A 20,213-nucleotide genomic window follows, 5' to 3' on the forward strand; every position below is an offset into this window, starting at 1 on the left:
GCCACCCCCACGCCCTGTATGCCGCTCCCGTTATACCTGGCACCTCCCTCGGTGAGGTCCCTCCCGGACTCCAGGCAGCCCTCCACGAGCATGGAGGAGAGCGGGGTGGGGTGGAAATCTCGGTTCCCGCCCTCCACCACCCGGAAATCGCCCACCATGCGGTCCACCATGAAATCCACCTGCCGTGAGAAGGCTTCCAGGACATCGTCCATGCTTCTGAAACCGGCGGGGTCGGGGGTGAGAGCACCCACCCTGCGGCGTCTTCCGAAGCGCCTGCCCCGGTTCAGCGCCAGCTCCAGACAGAGGGGGAGGTTGAAGAGGGCGGCATCGGTGGACAGAAAACTCCTTCCGGGAATGGCCGGCTCCACGCATCCCACGACGGCGTAATCGCGGGCCTCCTCGAGGGGGTACCCGTGGTGGACCAGGGCGGCCACCACCGCCTCGTCGTTGAAGATGGCGGGGACGCCCTTCCCCCGCCGGGCCACCTCCGCTAACCGCCGGAGGTATTCCTCCGGAGATGCGGCGTGCACCCGGGCCTGGTAGTTTGGATCCCGCAAACCGGCCTCCTCCATGACCTCGAGGAAGAGATAGGTGAGATCGTTGACCGCGTCCTTACCCTCCCGGTCCGTCCCTCCCACTATGGCCGCCTGCACCACCAGGTAGCCGCCGTGGTAGCGGCTTATCCTCTCCGAGAGCAGGAAGACGTGCTCCGTAGCCTTGGCGGTGAACGAGAGGAGCAGATCCTTGGCCTGCTGCGGGTCCAGGCGTCCCTCCTCCAGGTCCCGGCGGTAATAGGGATACAGGTATTGGTCCACGCGCCCGAAGGATATGGCCGAGTTCAACCCCTCCAGGTTAACCGCCAGGTGGGTGAGCCAAAGGGACTGCAGGGCCTCGTGGAAGGTCTCCGCGGGCCGCCGGGGGACCTTGCGGCATATGCGGGAGATCTCCTCCAGCTCCTCGCGGCGTCCGGGATCCCCTTCCAGGCGGGCCAGCCGCTCCGCCACGTCCGCCAGACGGTTGGCATATATTACCAAGCCATCGGCGGCGATGCGTGCCGCCTCGTAGAGCTCTCCCTCCTTTCCCTCCATGAGCTCCAGGAAACCTTCCACGCCCAGCCGCAGCATCTTCTCATAGTCGGGGAGGAAATGGCCGATCCCGCCGGCCTCGTTGATGAGGTAATAGGTGGGGCGGAGCTGCTCCCTCACGTAGCGGAGGAAGTGCCGCCTGTCACGGAAGGCCCGCCAGTTCATGTTCCTCGTCAACCAGTATGGGATGACCCGTGTGAGCAGGCGGAAGCGGTCCGGCCACGAGATGCGCAGGGGGGTGGTCTTGCGGCGGTCGATCCAAAGGAGGTCCTCGCTCATGAAGACCCCGGCCAGCTCAGGCTGCATGATGGCGGAAACACGGTGGGAACCGACGTTGCCCACGATGAGTTCGTGAGGGTAGATGCGAACCGACTTGTTGGCCAGGATGTAGCGCAGGGCTTTGGCCCGGCGGACCGGCATGGGCTCCTCCGGGTCGTCATGCTTCCGGAAATACTCGGTGACCAGGAGGGCCCTCTCCGGGCACAGGTGCACGGGCTGGGATAGTATTTCCTCCCTTATCATGCGGAAGCGCTCGCTCTCACCTACTTTCGCTTGTAATTCCCTCATGCCTGCCTCCCTTATTCTCCCCTCCCCTTTAGGCCCATGCCCAGCGCCACCCTCCGCGAGCCCGCTTGAACCATGAGCCATGTGCACACTCAACTCCTGACCGGCCTCCCTCCTTCGCCCGGGAGGACCGATGTCCTCGTTCGCCGAAAGAACCTGCTTTTCCCCTCCCATCCGTCTCCTGAACCGTGCCGTTGCAACACCCGAAAGGTCGCTCGCCGCCTTCCTTCCCAAGATCGAGCCCGACGCAGTGAATCCCAAACTCCACGGGATATGCTGCATGAGCATCACCCCTGTGGGCGTGCTCCCGCCCACTCGACCGACTCCATCATGCGTAGCCGCCTTTATTATGCCACCTCCGCCTCCATCAAGGCGGCGCCCGGCCATGTCGATTAATGCAGAGGAAAGCGGAGTGAGCCGCAGAGATGTCGGGTGGGGTCCGCACCGCGGGTGGGGCCGCCAGACCTTAAGACGAGCGGGAAGTGATCTTGAGGGACGAAGACGCACGCCGCACGCAAAGAGAGGAACTGGAGGCGAAGTTCGACTCCGCCTCCCGGCGCCTGCTGGCCAAGGCCTCTCTATCCGCTGTGACCATCCCCCTCGTGGTGCTGGCCCTCTTCTCCCTGACCATCTTCCGCTTTACCGCGCGCCAGTACCTGGTCTACCTCCTGGCGGTGGCCTCAGTGGTCCTCCCCATGGCCGTCCTCCTGGCCCTCACCTACTTGGGGATGCAGCGTTCCATACTCCGCAGGCTCCGGGCCTGGTACGACAGACCCAGGGACCCCGCCGAGGTGGAGGATCGCCTCCTCGCTGTCCAGCTACAAAAGATCCTCTACGGCTCCGGTTTCCGTCACGGCCTCATCGTGGCTGCGGGCATCTTCCTCAGCCTGGCCCTCAGCGTGGCCCTCTTCGGACGCTACGCCGACTTCACCCCTTACCTCACGGTGTCCTACATCTTCCTGGGCTTCCTCCTCGGCCTGGTGGACTTTCTGGTCACCGTGTTCCTCTCCCACCGCGAGATGCGGCCGGTGATGGGTAAATTGCTAGAGGCCTGCCACGGATTCGGGTATTACACCGTCCCGGGCACGGGCAGGAGGCTCATGGCTCTCTCCCTGGTGGTGATGCTGCTGACCCTGGGCATCGCCTGGATAGCCTCCGCATACCTGGGCAGCGACCTGCTGAGGGAGGAGATGTCGGAGCGCTGCAGGGAGAACCTGGGCCTGCTGGCCACCAGACTCTCCGAGGCCATCAAATACGGGGATGCCGCGGACCTCGAGGAGGCGATGCGGGAGGCGGCTCCGGTCGGTGACATGCACCTGGCGGTCCTTGACGCAGCGGGCGAGGTCAACAGCGAGTATCATTCCGGGGACATCGAGGACGGCGTCTGGAAAGAACTGGTATCCCTCCGGCCGACGGAAATCCCGGGGCCGATTTCCGTTCCGGTGACCCTGAAACACCGAGAATACCTGGTGACCTTCTCCCCCATGGAGAGCCTTCCGGGCTGGATGGTCGTCCGCGCCGAAGGCGTCGACCCCTCCTTCCACACCCTGTGGAGGCTCACCCCCACCATGCTCCTGCTGCTCCTGGTGAGCGCCGGGGTTGCCGCCTTCCTGACCCTGGTCATCTCCCGCAACATCTCCGACCCCATGCGCAGGCTGGTGGGTTGCTGCAGGGTGGTGGCCTCCGGGGACCTGGACGTCGAGGTGCCCGTGGACTCCCTGGACGACCTGGGAGAGCTTTCCACTTCCTACGCGGAGATGCTCGAGTCGCTGCGCTCCATCAGCCTGGGGCTGCGGGAGACCTCCGGCGAGGTGAGCGAGGGGGCGGAGAGCATCGTGGCCGTTTCCCAGGAGTTCATGGCCGCCATCGAGGAGCTGAACGCCTTGGTGCAGGACCTCTCCGGGCAGATAGAGGACGAGGTGCAACGGATCCGCGAGGTGGAGGAGATCATGCTCGGGGTGGCGGAGACCATTTCCATGTCCCATTCTCAGGCCAGCCGCACCCTGGAGATCGGCCGCGACGCGGAGAAGCTGGTGCAGGAGGGCCGGGAATGTGCCAGGGAGGCGGTGCAGAAGATCGCCGACTTCAAGGAACTGCTGGACACCTCCATGGAGGCCGTACTCTCCCTGGGGGAGAGCTCCAAGAGGATAGACACCATCGTGGAGGTCATCGCCCGCATAGCGGACCAGACCAACCTCCTGGCCCTCAATGCAGCCATCGAGGCCGCGCGGGTACCGGAGCACGGTCGGGGCTTCGCCGTGGTGGCCGACGAGGTGAAGAAACTGGCCCAGGAGGCAGCGGCCTCCGCCCACCGCATAAGCGACCAGGTTAGGGCCATCCAGAAGGACGTGGAGAGGACCATCAGCCTCATGGAAAAGGGGACTATGGGCATGTACGTGGGAATGGAGACCGTAGCCCGCACCGACAGCTCCCTGGCCTCCATCTCCGATGTGGTTGGGCAGATGGCCCGCATGGCCGAGTCCATTGCCCGGGCCTCCGCTGAGGAGCTCAAGCAGAGCGAGAGGCTGGCCGCCTCGCTGGAGGCCATGCAACGGCAGGTGGAGAGCACGGCACAGGCCTACGAGGAGATAGGGAGCTCCTCCGAGCAGCAGACCCAGGTGACCGCGGAACTCACCGGCACGGCGGAGAAGCTGGCGGAGATAGCCCACCGCCTCCAGGACATGGTCTCCAGGTTCAAGGTCAGCCCGCGCTGACCGGAGGGCGTCTGCCGGCCCAGGGCCTTGCCTCCTCCAGCTGGGCGGCCAGGCGGAAGAGGGTAGCCTCGTCCCCGAAGCGGGCCATGAAATGCACCCCCACCGGAAGGCCTTCCTCGTTCCAGTACAGGGGCACGTTCATGGCCGGCTGTCCGGTTATGTTGCAGATGGGGGTGAAGGGGACGAAGGCCGCCGCCCGCACGATGCCGTACAGAGGGTTGTCGGGCGGGGAGTCGAAGGTTCCCAGAGGCGGCGGCGGCTCGGCCACCGTGGGAGTGAGTATGAGATCATACTCCCGGAAACGGCGGGCGAAGTCCCGGGCCACTCCCTGCAGGGCGGTGAGGGCGATGAGATACTGCGCGGCGCTGAACCCGCGCCCCATCTCGATGAGCGCCCAGGTAAGGGGCTCGAACATCTCCGGCGCGGGAGTCTTTCCCACCGCCCCGGCCATGCCGTCGGCCATCCAGGCCTGGGCCGCTCCCCACAGGGTCATGAAGTGGGGGGTTATGGCCGCTACGTCCAGGCCGAGCGGCTTCTCTTCCACCTCGTGCCCCAGCTCCGCGCAGAGGCGAGCGGCATCCTCCACGGCCTTCACGCAGTCCGCGTGCACCTCGGTCTCCCCCTCCCCTGTGGTGTAAGCGATGCGCAACCTTCCCGGGTCGGCACCCACCTCCTGGAGAAAAGGCCGGGAGGGAGGCGGGGCCCAGTAGGGATCCCCTATGTCCGGACCGGACGTGGCGTCCAGGAGGGCGGCGCTGTCCCGCACGGAGCGGGTGACGGCGTGTTCCACCACCAGGCCGCTGATGATATCCCCCATCGCCGGGCCCAGGGGGTTGCGCGCCCGGGTGGGCTTCAGGCCGAAGAGGCCGCAGCAGGAGGCGGGGATGCGGATGGAGCCACCCCCGTCGTTGGCGTGGGCCGCGGGCACCATCCCCGAGGCCACCGCCGCCGCCGACCCCCCGCTCGAGCCCCCGGTGCTCCTCCCCGTGTCCCAGGGATTGCGCGCTGGGCCGAAGAGGCGGGGTTCGGTGGTGGGAAGGATGCCGAACTCGGGCGTGTTCGTCTTACCGATTATCACCAGACCAGCCCTCTTCAGCCTGACCACCAGCTCGCTGTCGAAATCGGGGACGTAGTCCCGGAAAAAGTCCGATCCGAAGGTCATGCGCGCCCCCCGGTAGGAGGCCAAGAGGTCCTTGAGGAGGAAAGGCACCCCGGTGAAAGGCCCCTGTGGAAGCTCCCCCTTCGCTTCCTCGAGGGCACGCTCGAACAGGGGGGTGACCACCGCGTTCAGTTGCGGGTTCACTTTCTCCACCCGCCGGATGGCCGCTTCCACCAGCTCCGCCGGCTTGACCTCCCCCCTGCGCACCATCTCCGCCTGGGCGGTGGCGTCCAGATATGCCGTCTCCTCCACCAGGGACATGGCCGTTACTTCCTTCCCGCGCTTCTTATCCTCGCCGTCGGGACCCGCCGGTCGGGGATGGGTTCCCTAAACCGCCTCGGTGGACCCGCTTCAAGCAACCCTAGCCGGACTTCACCTATTATTTACCCCATGCGGGCGCAACTCAATCGGAACAGGAACACACCGTCCGGAAATCCGGAAACAGGTCTTCCGAATACCGCTGGGTTCCGGCATTGGAAATCCACGGGCAAGCCACGTCACATGGCGAATAGGGCATCGTCTTCCAAATCTGCCCTGTATTCCACAATCACCCCCCGCAATCGTTCGCCTGCGCCCGGTCCATGTCCGGAAAAGGTGAAGGGGTATCCTGAGGGTCATCCACAAGGAAAACCCTCCCGGGAATATGGGGGGATTATAAGGCAAGCGCCTTCCCCGCCGGCAGGGATCCTGGGCGACGATAACACGGCTCATTCACCGCACGACGATGGCGAAAATTACCGGGGGGTCGACTGTCATCGCGGGCTCTGCGCCTTCCTGGGCTCCTCGTCCTCCGAAAACCCGAGGCTCCAGGTGACCCTCGGGCCCTGGGCCTGCCACCGGTGATGCCGCCTCCCCTGTCGAGGCATAGTCGCTTCGCTAAAAATGTGCAACCGGACGGTCGAATAGAGGTCACGCAAAAGGGAACGATTCCCTTCGGCCTTCTCGGCTCAGGCGATGTCGGTCTCCGAGCGGCACATCGTGGCCAGCATCTCCACCGCCTCGCGGATGAGCCGCGAGACGTGCATCTGGGATATCCTAAGATTGCGGGCTATCCTGGTCTGGGTCATCCCCCCGCGCAGCCGCATCTCCAGCACCTGGCGGTGGCGGTGCGGGAGCCTGGAGAGGCCCTCCTCGAGCACCAGACCTCTCTCCACCTCCTCGAAGGCCGGGTCGTGCTCCCCCACCAGGGAACCGAGGGTGTCGGCCTCTTCCTCCCCGCAGACATAATCCAGGGAGAAGACGTTCCCTGTTTGGCCCGCTGCCAGCACCTCGATTATCTCCTCTTCGGGCACGCCCAGCCTCTCTGCCAGTAGGGGCACGTCCGGGCGCCTGCCCGCCTGCTCCAGGGCTCGACGCTCAGCTTCAACGCGGTGCCGGAGCTCGCGCAGGGGACGTGGCATGCGTATCAGCTCCAGGTGGTCGCGGTAATGTTTCTTGAGTTCTCCCTCTATGGTGGGATAGGCGAAGGTTATGAAGGAGATGCCCCGGGAGGGATCGAAGCGTCGGACGGCCTTCCACATGCCCAGAGCGGCAAGCTGAAAGGCATCCTCGTAGGGAAGGCGGTCGGAATGGTACTTGTGGGCGAAACGATGCAGCAGCTCTCGATACCTCTCCAGGAATTCCTCTTTGGCCCTGGGGTCGTCGTCCCGCCGGATGCGTTCCAGGAGCTCGGTCTCCCTGCGGTGCCGCGACCTCCTCTCCTCCGGTGAAGAGGAAGCGCCTCTCCCAGCCGTCTTCACCTTCTCATCCATGCGACCTCCTCGCTCTTTCCCTCTCGAACGCGGCTATCCAAACCCCGTGCCGCGATCCGTTCCTATACCTCGTCTTCCAAGGAGCCCGGTCCCCTACGGGCGCAGCACGTCCTGGGCCTCACGCACCGTTGCCCGGACCGAGATCCTTGAGCTCCAGGCCGATTTTTCGGGCCAGGAACCGACCCAGGTAGCGCTCCCCCCGTGCCACCTCCCGAACCGCTTCCACCACCTCTTCCGGGGTGCAGTCCTTGCTTATGTAGCCCAAAGCCCCGAGGGCAAAGGCCTTTTTGACATACAGGGGATCCTCGTGCATGGAAAGGACGAGTACCTTCATCTCGGGTTGCAGTTCCCTGACCTCTTCCAGGACCTCAAGCCCGCTGCGGTCGGGAAGGCTTATGTCCAGGATGAGAAGGTCCCATTTCTCTCCACGCACCTGACGGAGCAAACCTGCGGCGTCCTCCGCCTCTCCACACAGGTCCAGGTCTTCCTCGCCCTCCATGATCCTTCTCAACCCGGCGCGGATGACCCGGTGGTCGTCGGCCACCAGTATCCTGGTCTTTGCGCTCCCTCGATCCCCTGCGGCATCCTCTTTTCTCACCTTTTTCCTTCCAACGTCGCTTCCCCACCTCGGAAAGCCGCCCGCCGCCCTTTCGTACTCATCCTATGCAGCGTGAAGTTACGGGGGTATCGGAAAGCGCCCCTCCCCGGTGTAGGAAATCTCCCACGCAAGCGGGATGGGTTCCCTCAACCCGTGAGGACAGCCAGCGGAAGAGCGGACAGGGAAGAGTGTTTCGCCTCCCAGAAGAGGCCACAGCGGCGAACCGCGGAGGAGGAAGGCGCCTGCCTGTGGCATGCGGGCTGAGGACCGAAAACCGTCGGGCAAGGCGTGTTGGCGGGACCGTCCCGATGCCCACAGGAGGGCAGTCGCGGATCAGCCGGTTGGGAAAAGGACGGAAGGTATTCCGGCGAGCCGGGGATGGCCCGTAAGGGCACGTCCCGGGCTCAGGGCAGGAGGTTGTGGCGCAGGGCGTACTGGGTGAGCTGCGCGTTGTTCGCCATCCCCATCTTCTCCAGCACCCGCGCCCGGTATGTGCTCACCGTCTTCACGCTGAGGCTCATGTCCCGGGCGATGTCCTTGAGGCGCTTCCCTGAGGCCAGACCGAGCAGGACCTGGAATTCGCGCTCCGAGAGCCGCTGGTGCGGGTGTTCCTCCGCCGGGGAGACCAGATTCTCGGCCAGCCTCTCCGCCAGGTGCTGCGTGATGTACCGGCCCCCGGAGGCCACCTTGTGCAGGGCCGTCAAGAGCTCCTCGGCCAACCCGTCTTTGGGAAGGTAACCGGCGGCCCCGGCTCTTAGGGCCATGACCGCGTACTGGTCTTCGGGATAGACGGAGAGCACGAGTACGGGGAGGCGCGGGTATGCGGCCTTCAGGTCCCGCAGGACATCCAGCCCGTTACGGTCCGGGAGGTTGATGTCCAGGACCACCACGTCCCACCTTTCCCCGGCCAAGCGTTCCATGAGCTCCGCAGACGATCCCGCCTCCACGCAGGTCTCCACGCCGGGATCCTCTTCCAGGATATGGATGATGCCTTTTCGTACCACCGGGTGATCGTCAACCACCAATACCCTCATAGCCACACTCCTCGCGCCTCTCGGCGAAAGTCCTCACCCACTCCTGCCGGCCCGGACATGCTCCCTTCCCTGAGCCAACGTTTCTACGGCGGGGCATACGCCGTTCCCCGCGTCCATCCTTCCGTCGACCCGGGATTCGGCCACCACATCCCTCCGGCTGGCCGATTCGCGCCCTCCCCTATAATCATGCGGGGATCGGCCCGGTGAGGCTCGGAAAACCGTGGGGACTGCCACCTCACCCGTAGGGAACCCTTACCTCGACCACCGTCCCGCCTCCCTCCCGCCGCCTCACGGTAAGAACGCCGCCGAGTGCGTAAGCCCTCTCCCGCATGCCCAGTATGCCCAGAGCGTGCGGGGACTCCAGGTCCTCCTCTTCCGCCCCCCTTCCGTCGTCCTCGATGCTCATCACCAGCTCTCCCCCCGCCCGGCGCAGGCTCACTTCCACCTTACGGGCCCCCGCATGCCGTGACACATTGGTCAGCGCCTCTTGGGCGATGCGGAAGAGGGCGACCGCCGTATCCTTGTCCGGCACGTCCGCGCCGTTCTCCACGTGGAGGGTGCACTCCACTTCGTTCATCTCCTCGAACCTCTTGGCCTCCCATTCCAGGGCGGCAGGGAGCCCCAGGTCATCCAGCACGCTGGGGCGGAGCTCGGTGGCGATCTCGCGCACCGCCTTTATGGTATCGTCCACCATCTCCGTGAGCTCGGCCAGTCTTCCGGCCGCGTCGGGGGGCAGCTTCCGGGAAAGCAGTGAGATCTCTATCTTCAACCCGGTCAGGGACTGGCCCAGGGTGTCGTGGACCTCCCGGGCTATACGCCGCCGTTCCTCCTCCCTCACCGACTGGAGGTGGGCGGAGAGGGAGCGCAGCCTCTCCGCGGTCTCCCGGAGTTCTTCCTCCCTCCTCTTGCGCTCCTCGACCTCCTCTTCCAGCCTGCGGACCGCCAACTCCAGGTCCCTGGTCCGCTTTCGTACCACCTCCTCAAGCTGGTTGCGATAGCGGTCCAGCTCCCTCTCCGACCACATGCGCATGACGGCCACAGCGTAGAGGTCCGCCAGGCGGGATACCGCCTCCAGGTCGGAGGAGACGTAATCGCGCTCGGAATTGGCCAGGGCGATCTGGCCCACAAGCACGCCCCCCATTAGTGCGGGGACGGACAGAAAACGCTCGATGGGTATATGCCCCTCCGGCACCCCGGTGGAGCGGGGATCCCGGGAGGGGGAGTTGGTGAGTATGGGCCGGCGGTTCCGGAGCACCCACCCCCAAAGGCCTCTGAACTCCCGGAAGACGTAATCCCTCTCCGGCATGCGGCACTGCTCCCAGACGTCACGGGTCATGGTGGGGCACACCAGATATCCGGTCTCTATGTCGATGTAGCCCACGAAGCCGAAGGGGCTGGAGGTGAGCTTCCTGGCGTATTCCAGGACCTTCCAGGAAATCTCCTCCATGTCGCTGGAAACCAGGAGCACGCGTGCCAGCTCGGCCAAGGCCCGGTTCTGTTCCCTTTCCCAGCCCAGGGCCTTCTGGAGGGCGGAGACATGGCCTACCAGGCCAGTCGCCTCTTCCCCGTCCCCGCCGCTGGCGCGGCCCGAAGGGCCATATCCTCCACCGGACAACCCTCTATACCTCCATGGCTCGTAGCTCCTGGGGCGGTTCGGGATAAAGGGGGCCTTCCCCCGGCACGGCCTCGACCTCTTGTGGGGCCCGCCAACCTTCCGTTATCGGCATGAGACCGGTCTCGCCGGGCCAGCCGCCCGGCCCCAAGCGATTCCCGGACCCATCACCAGCGGCGCCATTTCCTGCGGCTCGAAGGCCAGGTCCCGAAAAACCCCTCTTTTTCTGAATGATAGCACTATCCTCACGAAATCCCCCGGGGATGCATCCACCGCGCGTCGCCGCTCGTCCCCGCCATTTGAAGACCTCGCCATTCCATGTGGGATAGAGCCGGAAAGTTTATCCTTCTCCGGTTATCTGAGATAATTGATTATGAATCCGCATGGTTAAAGCGGAAAAGGCCGGAGCCTTCGAGAGGTGCGCCGTAAGCCGGTTGGAGGAAACGATGTCCTTCAAGCCCCGGAGGAGGGGGGAAGGAAGCCGATACTCGGAAATCGTGCACGGACCGATCGCCGATCATGGCGTATACGCAACACCCACGAAGCTTAAAAGTAAAAAGGTTCAGGCATGTTTTTGATGACTAGAAGCGGGGGAGGGCACGCTTGGCAAGGACGAACTCCTTATGCCTCCCGGTTAAGCCACGTCATACCCGAAATGGAGAAGTGAACCCGGCGTCTTGATGAGAGGGTACTGGTACGAACACGGCGTGATCTGAGAGAGATCCAAAAAAGCGTGCCGCTAGAGCGTGATTTGCGCGTGATCATGGGAAACAATGATTCAGCATGGTAGCCTCAAACACGAGATGTTCGAGGGAAAGACAAAGGCAGTGCCCCAGCCTGGCACCGAATCGATCGCCGGTATCGGCCGCCGGGAACGGAGAAAGGTCGTGACGGCCCGGGTTTGGAGATGAGAAAGGGAAGCGAAAAGGCACCGTGACGGTCATGAGAGGTATGCATCTTTGGAAAGGCATGCATGCTCGTAAATGGGGGCAGGAATCGATCCGTGGGACCGGAGGCAAGAGAAAAGAAAGACCGTGAAGGGCGCCGTAAAACGATAGGGGCCAGATTGGGATGGGGCCTCCTGTTCCTCATCCTGCTGGCCGCCTTGGTCACGGCGTCGACGGTAGCCTACCGCCTGCAGCGGACAACGGTCAAAGAGGGCACCGCCGAGGAGCTCTCGGCCATCGCCGAGCTCAAGGTCGGCCAGATACGACACTGGTACGAGGAACGCCTGGCGGACATCGCGACCATCTCCTATAACCGGCTACTCACCGCCACCATCCTCGACTTCCTCTCCGATCCCTACCGGGAGGATCTGCGCTCCGGTTTGACCTCCCTGATGGAGGACTTCCTCCGCCACTTCGATTACCGGACCGTGTTTCTCCTGGACGCGGCGGGAAACGTGGTGCTGTCCGCTGGAGAAGCGGAACCGCTGGGGGATTATGCCCGCGAAGAGGCGCGGAAGGCCGCGGCCGCGGGTGTGAAGTTCTTCTCCGACCTCCATACCGGGGAGGGAGGAGACATCCATTTTGACCTCATGGCGCCCCTCGCGGAAAGCGACCGCCGGGCGGCGGGGATGGTGTTGTTCCGCATCGATCCCTATCGTTACTTCTACCCCTTGATCCAAACCTGGCCGGGGTCCAGCCCCACGGCGGAAACCCTCCTGGTGAGAAGGGAGGGGGACGAGGTCCTCTACCTCAACGAGCTGCGCTTTCTCGCCGGGTCCGCCCTGACCCTACGCCGGCCCCTCGGCGAGGAAAGTCTTCCGGAGGCCGTCATCGCCAGGGGAGAGGAGGGCGCCTTCGAGGGCCGGGACTATCGGGGAGAGAGGGTGATGGCCGTTATCCGCGCCGTCCCTGACACCGGTTGGTACCTGGTGGCCAAGAAGGACCTCAGCGAGGTGTACCACCGCCTCGCGGTGAACACCTGGATGGGCGTAAGTCTGGGTGCCTTCTCCCTGCTCGCCCTCTGCCTGCTCCTCTTCGCGGTGTGGGCACGCCGCCGCGGCCGCTTCTACCGCGAGAGCTACGAGATGGCGCGGAGATTGCAGGAATCGGAGGAGCGCTACCGCCTGGTCTTCGAGCACACACCCATCGGTATCTTCTTCTACGACAGCAATCTGGTCGTCACCGACTGCAACGAGCGCTTCGCCGAGATACTGGGCAGCACCCGGGAGCGGCTCATCGGCCTCGACATGCACGGGTTGAGGGACCAGGGTCCAGTGCCGGCCATCGCCGAGGCCGTCAAGGGACGGGAGGGGCGCTTCGTCGGCTATTACGTCTCCACCACGGGGACGGGAAGGATATGGGCCTCGCTGCGCACCGCCCCCCTGCGGGACCGGGAGGGCCGGGTCATCGGCGGGGTGGGCATCGTGGAGGACATCACCGAACGCATGCGCATGCAGAGGGAGCTGGAGGAAAGGGAGCTCTTCCTCCGCCGCCTCACCGACAACATGCTGGACCTCATCAGCCAGATCGATGCCGAGGGACGCTTCATCTACCTCAGCCCCTCCAACCAGAGGGTGCTGGGATACCGCCCCGAGGAGCTCCTAGGCACCCACGTGTTCGAGCTGGTGCACCCGGAAGACCTCCAGAGGGTCAGAGAGGCCTACTCCGCCTCGGAGAAAGAACTCCGGCCCGGACGGGTGGAGTTCCGGGCCCGCCGCGCAGACGGGGGATACGTGTGGGTGGAGTCGGTGGGCAATCCACTCATAGATGAGGAAGGGAACCCACAGGGAGCCATCTTCGTCACCCGGGACATCACCGAGCGCAAGCGGATGCAGGAGCGGCTGGAGCGCCTGAACCGCTGCTTCCTGGGGCTGGGCACCGAGCCCCTGCGGAACATCGTCTCTTTAGTGGACACCGCGAGGGAGATACTGGAAGTGCCCTGCGTGGTCTATGGGCGGCTTGACCAGGGCCGGTACCAGGTTTACCTCTCCACCCATCCTTCCCTCACGGGTGACGACGGGACGGGCGGCGAGGCGGGCGTGGGGGCGGCCGAAAAGGGGGCCGCCGGTGCCTTCCGCGAGGTGGAGAACCCGGAGGACGCGGTCTGCTACCGGGTGGTGCGGGAACAGCGAGATGCCCCGGTCTGTTTCGAGGACCTGGCGCCGGGAGAGGCCCTCGGGTTCGATATCCCTCCGGGGGTGTGGGAACCGCGTTCCTTCCTGGGCTATCCCGTGCGGGTGGAGGGACGGGTGATGGGGTGCCTGGGCGGCTTCCGGGACCGTCCCGGGGACTTCGAGCCGGAGTCGGCCTATCTCCTGGGCATGGTGGCCCGGGCGGTGGCCGGGGAGGAGGCCCGGCTGGCCCATCAGGAGGAGCTCCGCGACTTCATGAACATCGCTTCCCACGAGCTGCGCCACCCCATGACCATCATCAAGGGTTACACCTCCACCCTAAGGAAGTACCTGGAACGGATGGACCGGGAGGCGGTGCGGTCCATCCTCGGGGACATAGAGGACGGGGTGGACAAGCTGGAGAGGATGGTCCACCAGCTCCTGGACACCGCGCGCATGGAGAGGGGGAGGTTCGTTCTGGAAATCGGGGAAGTGGACGTGGTCGGCATGGCCGCCGCCATACTGGAGGAAGCGCGGGCACGGTGGCCGGAGAACACCTTCTCCATGCGAGCCGCGGACGGCCTGCCCGCCGTACGGGCGGATGAGGAGAAGCTGCGCCAGGTGGTGGTGATACTGCTGGAGAACGCGGTCAAGTACTCGCCGCCCGGCTCCCCGGTGGAGGTGGAGGTATCCCACGGCGATGAGGGAGGGGTGGTCCTCTCCGTCCTGGACCGTGGTCCGGGAATAGCGGAAGGGGAAAGGGAGAAGGTCTTCGAGCGCTTCTACCAAGCCGACGGACCGGGACGCCGGCCATCGCACGGCCTAGGGCTGGGCCTTTACATAGCCCGCCGCATAGTGGAAGCGCACGGGGGGAGGCTATGGCACGAGCCCCGGGAGGGGGGCGGCTCCGCCTTCCGCTTCACGATAAAGGCGGCTATGCGATAGGCGGTGCACGAAAACCCTCCGTCACGACATGCGGTCCCGGAGGCCGTCTTTGCTCCGCTGTTGAACGTCCTCCCCGGCTGCGCGCAAAACTCTTCGTCACACTAAGCGGTCCAGCCCAAACCATCGCCCCGGAGATCACCTCGTCCCCACCTGACAACTGAGCCCCGGGCTCATATCCGAGACATCCCGGAGACATCAGGAAGACTTTTCCTCCAGCAAGCGAAGGCCACGGGTATGTGCTATCCCGGACGCAAACCCACGGTCATGTGCTACCCAGGGACATAAACGCCGCGGACATGCCCCACTCCGGAAATGAAAGGCACTGCGTCCGCGGCCGTCCCCCGGGTCAACATCGGCATGAAACCTCTCCGGCCTTTTCGGCCTCCTGAAGTGTCCGGAGCCGCCGACGGCAGCAGGGGATCACTTGAGCCCGCTTATCCTGAGGACCAGCTGGTAATCCTGAGGGTAATAGCCCTGCCGGGTGGTGATGTTCAGGTTCAGGTCCTGATAGACGTCGCTTCCTGCCTTGAAAGGCGGCCAGGCGGGCTCGCTCCCCCCGTTGGGGTCCCCCGTCGCCGCGAACCGGGTCCAGTAGTTCATGACCGATGCGCAGAGCGCCTTGACCTCGCTCCCCGCGAAGTCCAGCAGCGAGCTACCGAAGACGAAGGCTATCTCCGAACCGTGATAGGCCCCCATAGCCGCCCGGACCGGATCGGTGGTGGAGACATAGCTGAACCGGTACACGTAGACGGGCATGCCGTCCCGGGCCATGCACTCCGCGGCATGCCGGGAGGGGCCCGCGAACCCGAGGCCGGTGAACATCTTCACGTAAGCGTCCCTGGCGCTCGCTCCCGCCGGGTAGAGTGCGGCCACCTCCCCGGCATGAGCCCCGAAGATGCCCTTGAGCATCTCGTCATACTGGGCGGGGGTCATCTCCTGCTTCCCCACGAAAAGGGTCCCCTCGTCCGCCACCGTGCCGATGAGCAGGGGCACTTTGTGCTGCTTTCCCTGGGCGAAGACGTTCTGCGGCTTGTCCGGCAGGACGTACCCGTCGACCATCGGTCCCGTGGATAGGGCACCGGGCGTCTCCGCTTCCACTTTCTGGAAAGCAGTAAGCAGGTCCTGGGCGCTTTTCTCCCGCAGCGCCGCAAGCTCGTCCCCTGCCTTGTCGCAACCGAGTTCAGCGGAGATCCTCTGGCCGAACCTCTCCGCGTCCTGCAGGGTATCCCCGCTCTTGGTGGTGAGGAATCCCATGGAGAAGAAGCCGCCGCTCTCCACGATGGCCCGGTGGAAGAGTCCCTTTGCCAGGGGGCTGGCCAGAAGACAACACACGCTGGCACCGCCCGCGGACTGTCCGAAGACGGTCACGTTGCCGGGATCCCCGCCGAAGCCCTCGATGTTCCTCTGCACCCACTTCAGGGCCTCTATCATGTCCAGCAGCCCGTAGTTCCCGGACACCCCGTGGGGTGATTCGGCGGAGAGCAGGGGATGGGCCATGAATCCCAACGGCCCCAGGCGGTAGTTGAAGGTCACAACCACCACGCCCTTCCCCGCCAGCTTCCGGCCGTCGTACAGGCTCTGGGAGCCTGCGCCCAGGACGAAGGCACCGCCGTGGATCCAGACCATCACCGGGAGTTTCTCGCCCGCCTCTTTTGCCGGGGTCCAGACGTTGAGGTACAGGCAGTCCTCGCTCTGGTTGGGGAAGTTGTAGAACTCCTTGGCGAACTCGTAGGGCCAGGGTACCTGGGTGCAGACGGGTCCTTCCTGGAGGCAAGGCCTTATCTCCGTCCATGGCTCCACCGGTTGCGGCTCCTTCCACCGGAGGTCCCCCACCGGCGGAGCCGCGTAAGGTATGCCTTTAAACACGGCGATACCGTCATTCCCCACCACGCCCCGCACGGGCCCGCTGTCCAGCTGGACCACCTCCATGGGGGCGTATTCTTCCTCCACCGCTCTCTCCGCCTTCCCCCCGCAGGAGGAGAGGACGGCCATCGACAGCAGCACGAGGATAACCAGTACCGCGCCGAGCTTCACTTTCTTCATCACTCCACCCCCTCTACCGGGTCTCACGCTCGCCTCTTCGCCGACCAACCGTAAAGCCCCCGCGCCCCTCCCGGAGGGGACGGTCTCTCACCTAGGGGAAAGCGGGGACGATCCCACACAAGGAGCGCTGCGCTGTTCCCCCAAGGAGCCCACGGGACTTCCAGCATACTATTTACCCCTGAACGTATATGTTTACACCGTGTCGTGCGGGATATATTACAAGAAGCCGCTGGAGACCGCGGAGGCGCTGCGCGACGGCTGGGTGTACACGGGGGACATCGGTTATTTCGACGACGAAGGCTACCTCTCCGTGGTGGACCGCAAGAAGGACATGATCATCGCCGGCGAGTACAACATCTACCCGGTGGAGATAGACAACGTGCTCTTCGAGCACCCCAAGATACTGGAGGCCTGCGCCGTGGGCGCACCCGACCCCTACCGGGGGGAGAAGGTAAAGGCCTTCGTGGTGGTCAAGCCCGGGGAGTCCCTGACCGAGGAGGAGGTCATCGCCTATTGCCGGGAGAACCTGGCCCCTCACAACGGTCCCAAGGCCATCGAGTTTGTGGAGGAACTGCCCAAGAGTACCGTGGGCAAGATACTCCGCCGCGAGCTGCGCGAGAGGGAGCTGAAGAAATCTCCAGGCCAGTGTTGATCAGGCCCCCGCGGAAGACTACCTAACCCGAGGCGGAACTTGTCGGAGATAGGCCCGCATACTCCGCGTTTTCATGGCCATCTCCCAAGGACCGGGGCCTCCCGCCAGGGGCCGAAGCCTCGGCATGCAGGTCTTGACGTCGCCGTTCTCCCGTCGCACACACCGGTTGAAAACCATCAGGCGAAGTAGCGGCCGGGGAGATAGGGGACCTGCTTCAACAGGTGGAGCACGAACCTCTTCCGCGATTCGTCCATGCGGGCGAACTGCAGGGCGATCGCCACGGCGACTCCCAGGGGCAAGAGCCTCTTGAGCAAGCCGCGGAGCTTACCCCTGGCATTTTCTTCCTCCACTATGATGGGAATGCGGGCCAACACTTCTCACCTCCTTACCGATCGTCCGTTGCGACGGTTTTTCCTTTCCCGGATACCCAGCGGCGCCGGCGCGCCCCAGCTTGCCCCCGTGCGCTTAAAACGTCGTGGCTCCGATCGGCGGAGTCGATCCGCGACTCACGCCTTTGGCGCACATCCACCGGGCCGGGTCCCTCACCCGAAGGCGAGACCCCTTTTCCGTCCTCCGATATCCACGCTCCGCGAGTACCGTAAGCCGGCCCGCCCGGCAGCGACTGCGGCTTCCGTTCCTCCGCTGACCCGGTGGCGCCTCACCATCGGCGCGGCTGCCTGTCGTCCCCGGCACCGATTTCGATCCTCCGTGCCGGTAACGGCCCGAACACCCTCTCTGGGTAAGCCGGGGCCGCGCCCTGTCTTTTCGTGTTCACCGCCGGACAAGACCCCTCCTCCAGGTCCGTCCATGCCCCTCCGCTCCCCCCTCATCGCCCAATGGAATCCCCGTGCTGGACCGTCCATGCCCCAAACGGAAGTGGGTCACTCGTACCTGTCCACCAGGTCGGCGGCGATGATGCCCGAGCCGATGGTGGTAGGGACCCCACCCCCGGGATGGGTGGAGGCCCCCGCCAGATAGAGCCCCCTCACAGCCCGCGACCGGGAGCGGGGGCGGAAGACGATCTGCGCCGAGAGGTCCTGCTGCAACCCGTAGATGGCCCCTCCGGGATTGCGCAACCGCCTCTCGTAGTCCAGTGGTGTGAGGATCTCCGCCACCTCCACGTGTTCCTCCAGCCCGGGGACCGCCTTCCGCGAGAGCCAGGACACGGCCTCCTCGAGGAAGCCCCGCTTCTCGCGGTCCCAGTCCGTCCCCTCCAGGCGGTAGGGGCCCATGAGGATGACGTTCAGGACGTGGTGGCCCTCCGGGGCCAACGAGGGGTCGGACATGGTGGGCCAGCACAGCAGGCCGAACTGCTCCCGCGGCGGCAGCCCCTTGAGACAGCGGTTCCACCAGTAATCGTTCATCTCCTCGAAGGGAGCGGTGATGATTGTGTGGTGGGCGGAAAGCGGCGGCTCGTAGTCCACTCCCAGGCAGAGCATGACCGCGGAGATGGAGGGCTGGTAGCTGCTGATGCCGTAACGCACCAGCGGGGGAAGGTGCTCCTCGCCCACCAGCTCTAGGTACAGGGTCCTGGCGTTGATGTCCGAGACCACCGCGTGGCAGGTCACCTCCGTCCCGTCCTCCAGCACCACCCCGCGCACGCGTCCCCCGCTCACCAGCACCCTCCTCACCGCCGCTCCCAGCTGGAGCTCCATCCCCCGCTCCCTTCCGCACCGCGCCAGGGCCTCGGGTATGGAGACCATGCCTCCCCGCGGGTACCAGACCCCCTCGTGCTCGCTGTAGCCCAGGATGGAGAAGACCCCGGGGGCCAGCTCCGGGGGGAGGCCCACGTACCAGCTCTGGAAGGACATGGTCTCCAGGACCCGCGAGTCCTTGAAGTAGCGGCCGAGCACGCTCTGGTAAGAGCCCGTGAAGAGCTCCCGGTATCTGAGGAGCCCGGGAGTGCGCGCGAAGACGCGCAGCAGGTCCCCGAAGCCGTTCATGGGGCTGGTGAAGAACCCCTTGCGGGTCTCGGCCAGGAAGCCGCCCATGCGCCCGGCGAACTCATGGTAATTCTTACCATCCGTTTCCGAGAGGCGGGAGAGGGCTTCCGCCGTGCCCTCCAGCGAAAGGGGGACGTCCACACGGGTCCCGTCCCGGAGGACGCAGGAATATACCGGGTCACAGGGTATGAGCTCCACCTCATCCTGGAAGGTGGTGCCCAGCCGCCGGAAGGCCTCCTCGATGGAGGAGATGACCTCCACGATGGAGGCACCCAGGTCGAACCGGAAGCCCTCCCTCTCGAATGTGGAGCAGCACCCGCCCACCAAGTCGCTCTGCTCCAGGACCAGGACCTTGCGCCCCTGCGCGGCCAGGAGGGCCCCGGCGGAGACCCCGCCGCATCCCGCGCCTATGACCACCACGTCGTAATCGGCCACCTCCATCCCCTCCTCTCACGGGGTCGTCCTCGTCCGCCCGCACGGACATGTCCGCGTATCACACGCTTTGCGCGCCGTTCACTCTTCTGCCCCTCGCCCGGCGAGGCCCCGAAGTCCCGCTGCGAGGGTTCGTTCGGAGACCCATCCGTCACCCATACGGACAGGGTGCCGTCACGGGTCCCGGTAAAGCGCTCCCGGTCCAGGCCGTCTTCTCATACCCGCACATACCAGCACTTCGAGAGCCGTCCTCCATCGCTACGGGCAACTCCCATGGCTTCCATAAACTTCCATAAACTTCCATAAACTTCCATAATCCGCCGGTCACCCAAAGTCGGGCCGTCCCGCCCTGACCCGCAACCGGCCCCTCCGGACGTCCGCCGCCTCCTTACCGGGTCCAGCGGCCCATCTATTTTAATAACCCTTCCGCCGGTCAATCGCACCTCTCGGCCCGCCGAATCAATGCTCACCTTACGGCCTGCAGGATCTATCTCAAGGCGGCGGGTTCCCGGCTACCGAATCCTCCCGCCTGTGGATCGAAGTTTTAAGTCTGCACAAACGGGCCAAGGCCACCTCCCGCACGGAATTGAACGTTCGTCGTCCTCTTGCTCCTGCTTCCCCGC

General features: G+C 64.9%; 12 protein-coding genes. 3 read left to right on the forward strand and 9 right to left on the reverse strand.

Annotated elements, in window-relative coordinates:
• Nucleotides 1–1,652: pyruvate formate lyase family protein (locus tag H7007_RS10555; protein ID WP_287155227.1), on the reverse strand; the 1,652-nt coding region annotated here is incomplete at its 3' end.
• Between the two features lie 485 nt (nucleotides 1,653–2,137).
• Here H7007_RS10555 and H7007_RS10560 point away from each other — a divergent pair.
• A complete protein-coding gene (locus H7007_RS10560) occupies nucleotides 2,138–4,363 on the forward strand; it encodes a methyl-accepting chemotaxis protein (RefSeq protein ID WP_287155228.1) in 2,226 nt (741 codons plus the stop codon).
• On the opposite strand, the gene H7007_RS10565 is transcribed toward H7007_RS10560, so the two are convergent.
• The 5 genes from H7007_RS10565 to H7007_RS10585 form a co-directional block, all read right to left on the reverse strand.
• Complete coding sequence (locus H7007_RS10565) at nucleotides 4,350–5,783, reverse strand: amidase (protein ID WP_287155230.1); 1,434 nt, start codon at nucleotides 5,781–5,783, stop codon at nucleotides 4,350–4,352. The genes H7007_RS10560 and H7007_RS10565 overlap by 14 nt on opposite strands.
• A 686-nt stretch (nucleotides 5,784–6,469) precedes the next feature.
• Complete coding sequence (locus H7007_RS10570; protein ID WP_287155231.1) at nucleotides 6,470–7,273, reverse strand: sigma-70 family RNA polymerase sigma factor; 804 nt, start codon at nucleotides 7,271–7,273, stop codon at nucleotides 6,470–6,472.
• Between the two features lie 118 nt (nucleotides 7,274–7,391).
• A complete protein-coding gene (locus H7007_RS10575) occupies nucleotides 7,392–7,871 on the reverse strand; it encodes a response regulator (protein WP_287155232.1) in 480 nt (159 codons plus the stop codon).
• A gap of 404 nt (nucleotides 7,872–8,275) precedes the next feature.
• Entirely contained in the window at nucleotides 8,276–8,905 is a 630-nt protein-coding gene (locus H7007_RS10580) for a response regulator (RefSeq protein WP_287155233.1), read from the reverse strand.
• Between the two features lie 235 nt (nucleotides 8,906–9,140).
• Entirely contained in the window at nucleotides 9,141–10,520 is a 1,380-nt protein-coding gene (locus H7007_RS10585; RefSeq protein WP_287155234.1) for a GAF domain-containing sensor histidine kinase, read from the reverse strand.
• A gap of 1,063 nt (nucleotides 10,521–11,583) precedes the next feature.
• Here H7007_RS10585 and H7007_RS10590 point away from each other — a divergent pair.
• On the forward strand, nucleotides 11,584–14,520 hold the full coding sequence (locus tag H7007_RS10590) for a PAS domain S-box protein (RefSeq protein ID WP_287155235.1): 2,937 nt from the start codon (nucleotides 11,584–11,586) through the stop codon (nucleotides 14,518–14,520).
• A 420-nt stretch (nucleotides 14,521–14,940) separates the two neighbouring features.
• On the opposite strand, the gene H7007_RS10595 is transcribed toward H7007_RS10590, so the two are convergent.
• Nucleotides 14,941–16,563: a carboxylesterase/lipase family protein gene (locus H7007_RS10595; RefSeq protein ID WP_287155236.1), complete on the reverse strand. Its 1,623-nt coding sequence runs from the start codon at nucleotides 16,561–16,563 to the stop codon at nucleotides 14,941–14,943.
• A 199-nt stretch (nucleotides 16,564–16,762) separates the two neighbouring features.
• Here H7007_RS10595 and H7007_RS13755 point away from each other — a divergent pair, with 199 nt between their 5' ends.
• Entirely contained in the window at nucleotides 16,763–17,215 is a 453-nt protein-coding gene (locus H7007_RS13755) for an AMP-binding enzyme (protein WP_287155237.1), read from the forward strand.
• Nucleotides 17,216–17,391: 176 nt separating this feature from the next.
• On the opposite strand, the gene H7007_RS10605 is transcribed toward H7007_RS13755, so the two are convergent.
• Both H7007_RS10605 and H7007_RS10610 read right to left on the reverse strand, forming a co-directional pair.
• Nucleotides 17,392–17,589, reverse strand: coding sequence for a hypothetical protein (locus tag H7007_RS10605; protein WP_287155238.1), 198 nt, complete (start codon nucleotides 17,587–17,589; stop codon nucleotides 17,392–17,394).
• A gap of 507 nt (nucleotides 17,590–18,096) precedes the next feature.
• The gene (locus tag H7007_RS10610) at nucleotides 18,097–19,593 is read right to left on the reverse strand and encodes a phytoene desaturase family protein (RefSeq protein ID WP_287155239.1); all 1,497 of its coding nucleotides are present in this window, start codon (nucleotides 19,591–19,593) and stop codon (nucleotides 18,097–18,099) included.
• Nucleotides 19,594–20,213 lie beyond the last annotated feature (620 nt).

The sequence above is a fragment of the Candidatus Solincola tengchongensis genome (genome assembly GCF_015711935.1).
GTDB lineage: Bacteria > Actinomycetota > Geothermincolia > Geothermincolales > RBG-13-55-18 > Solincola_A > Solincola_A tengchongensis.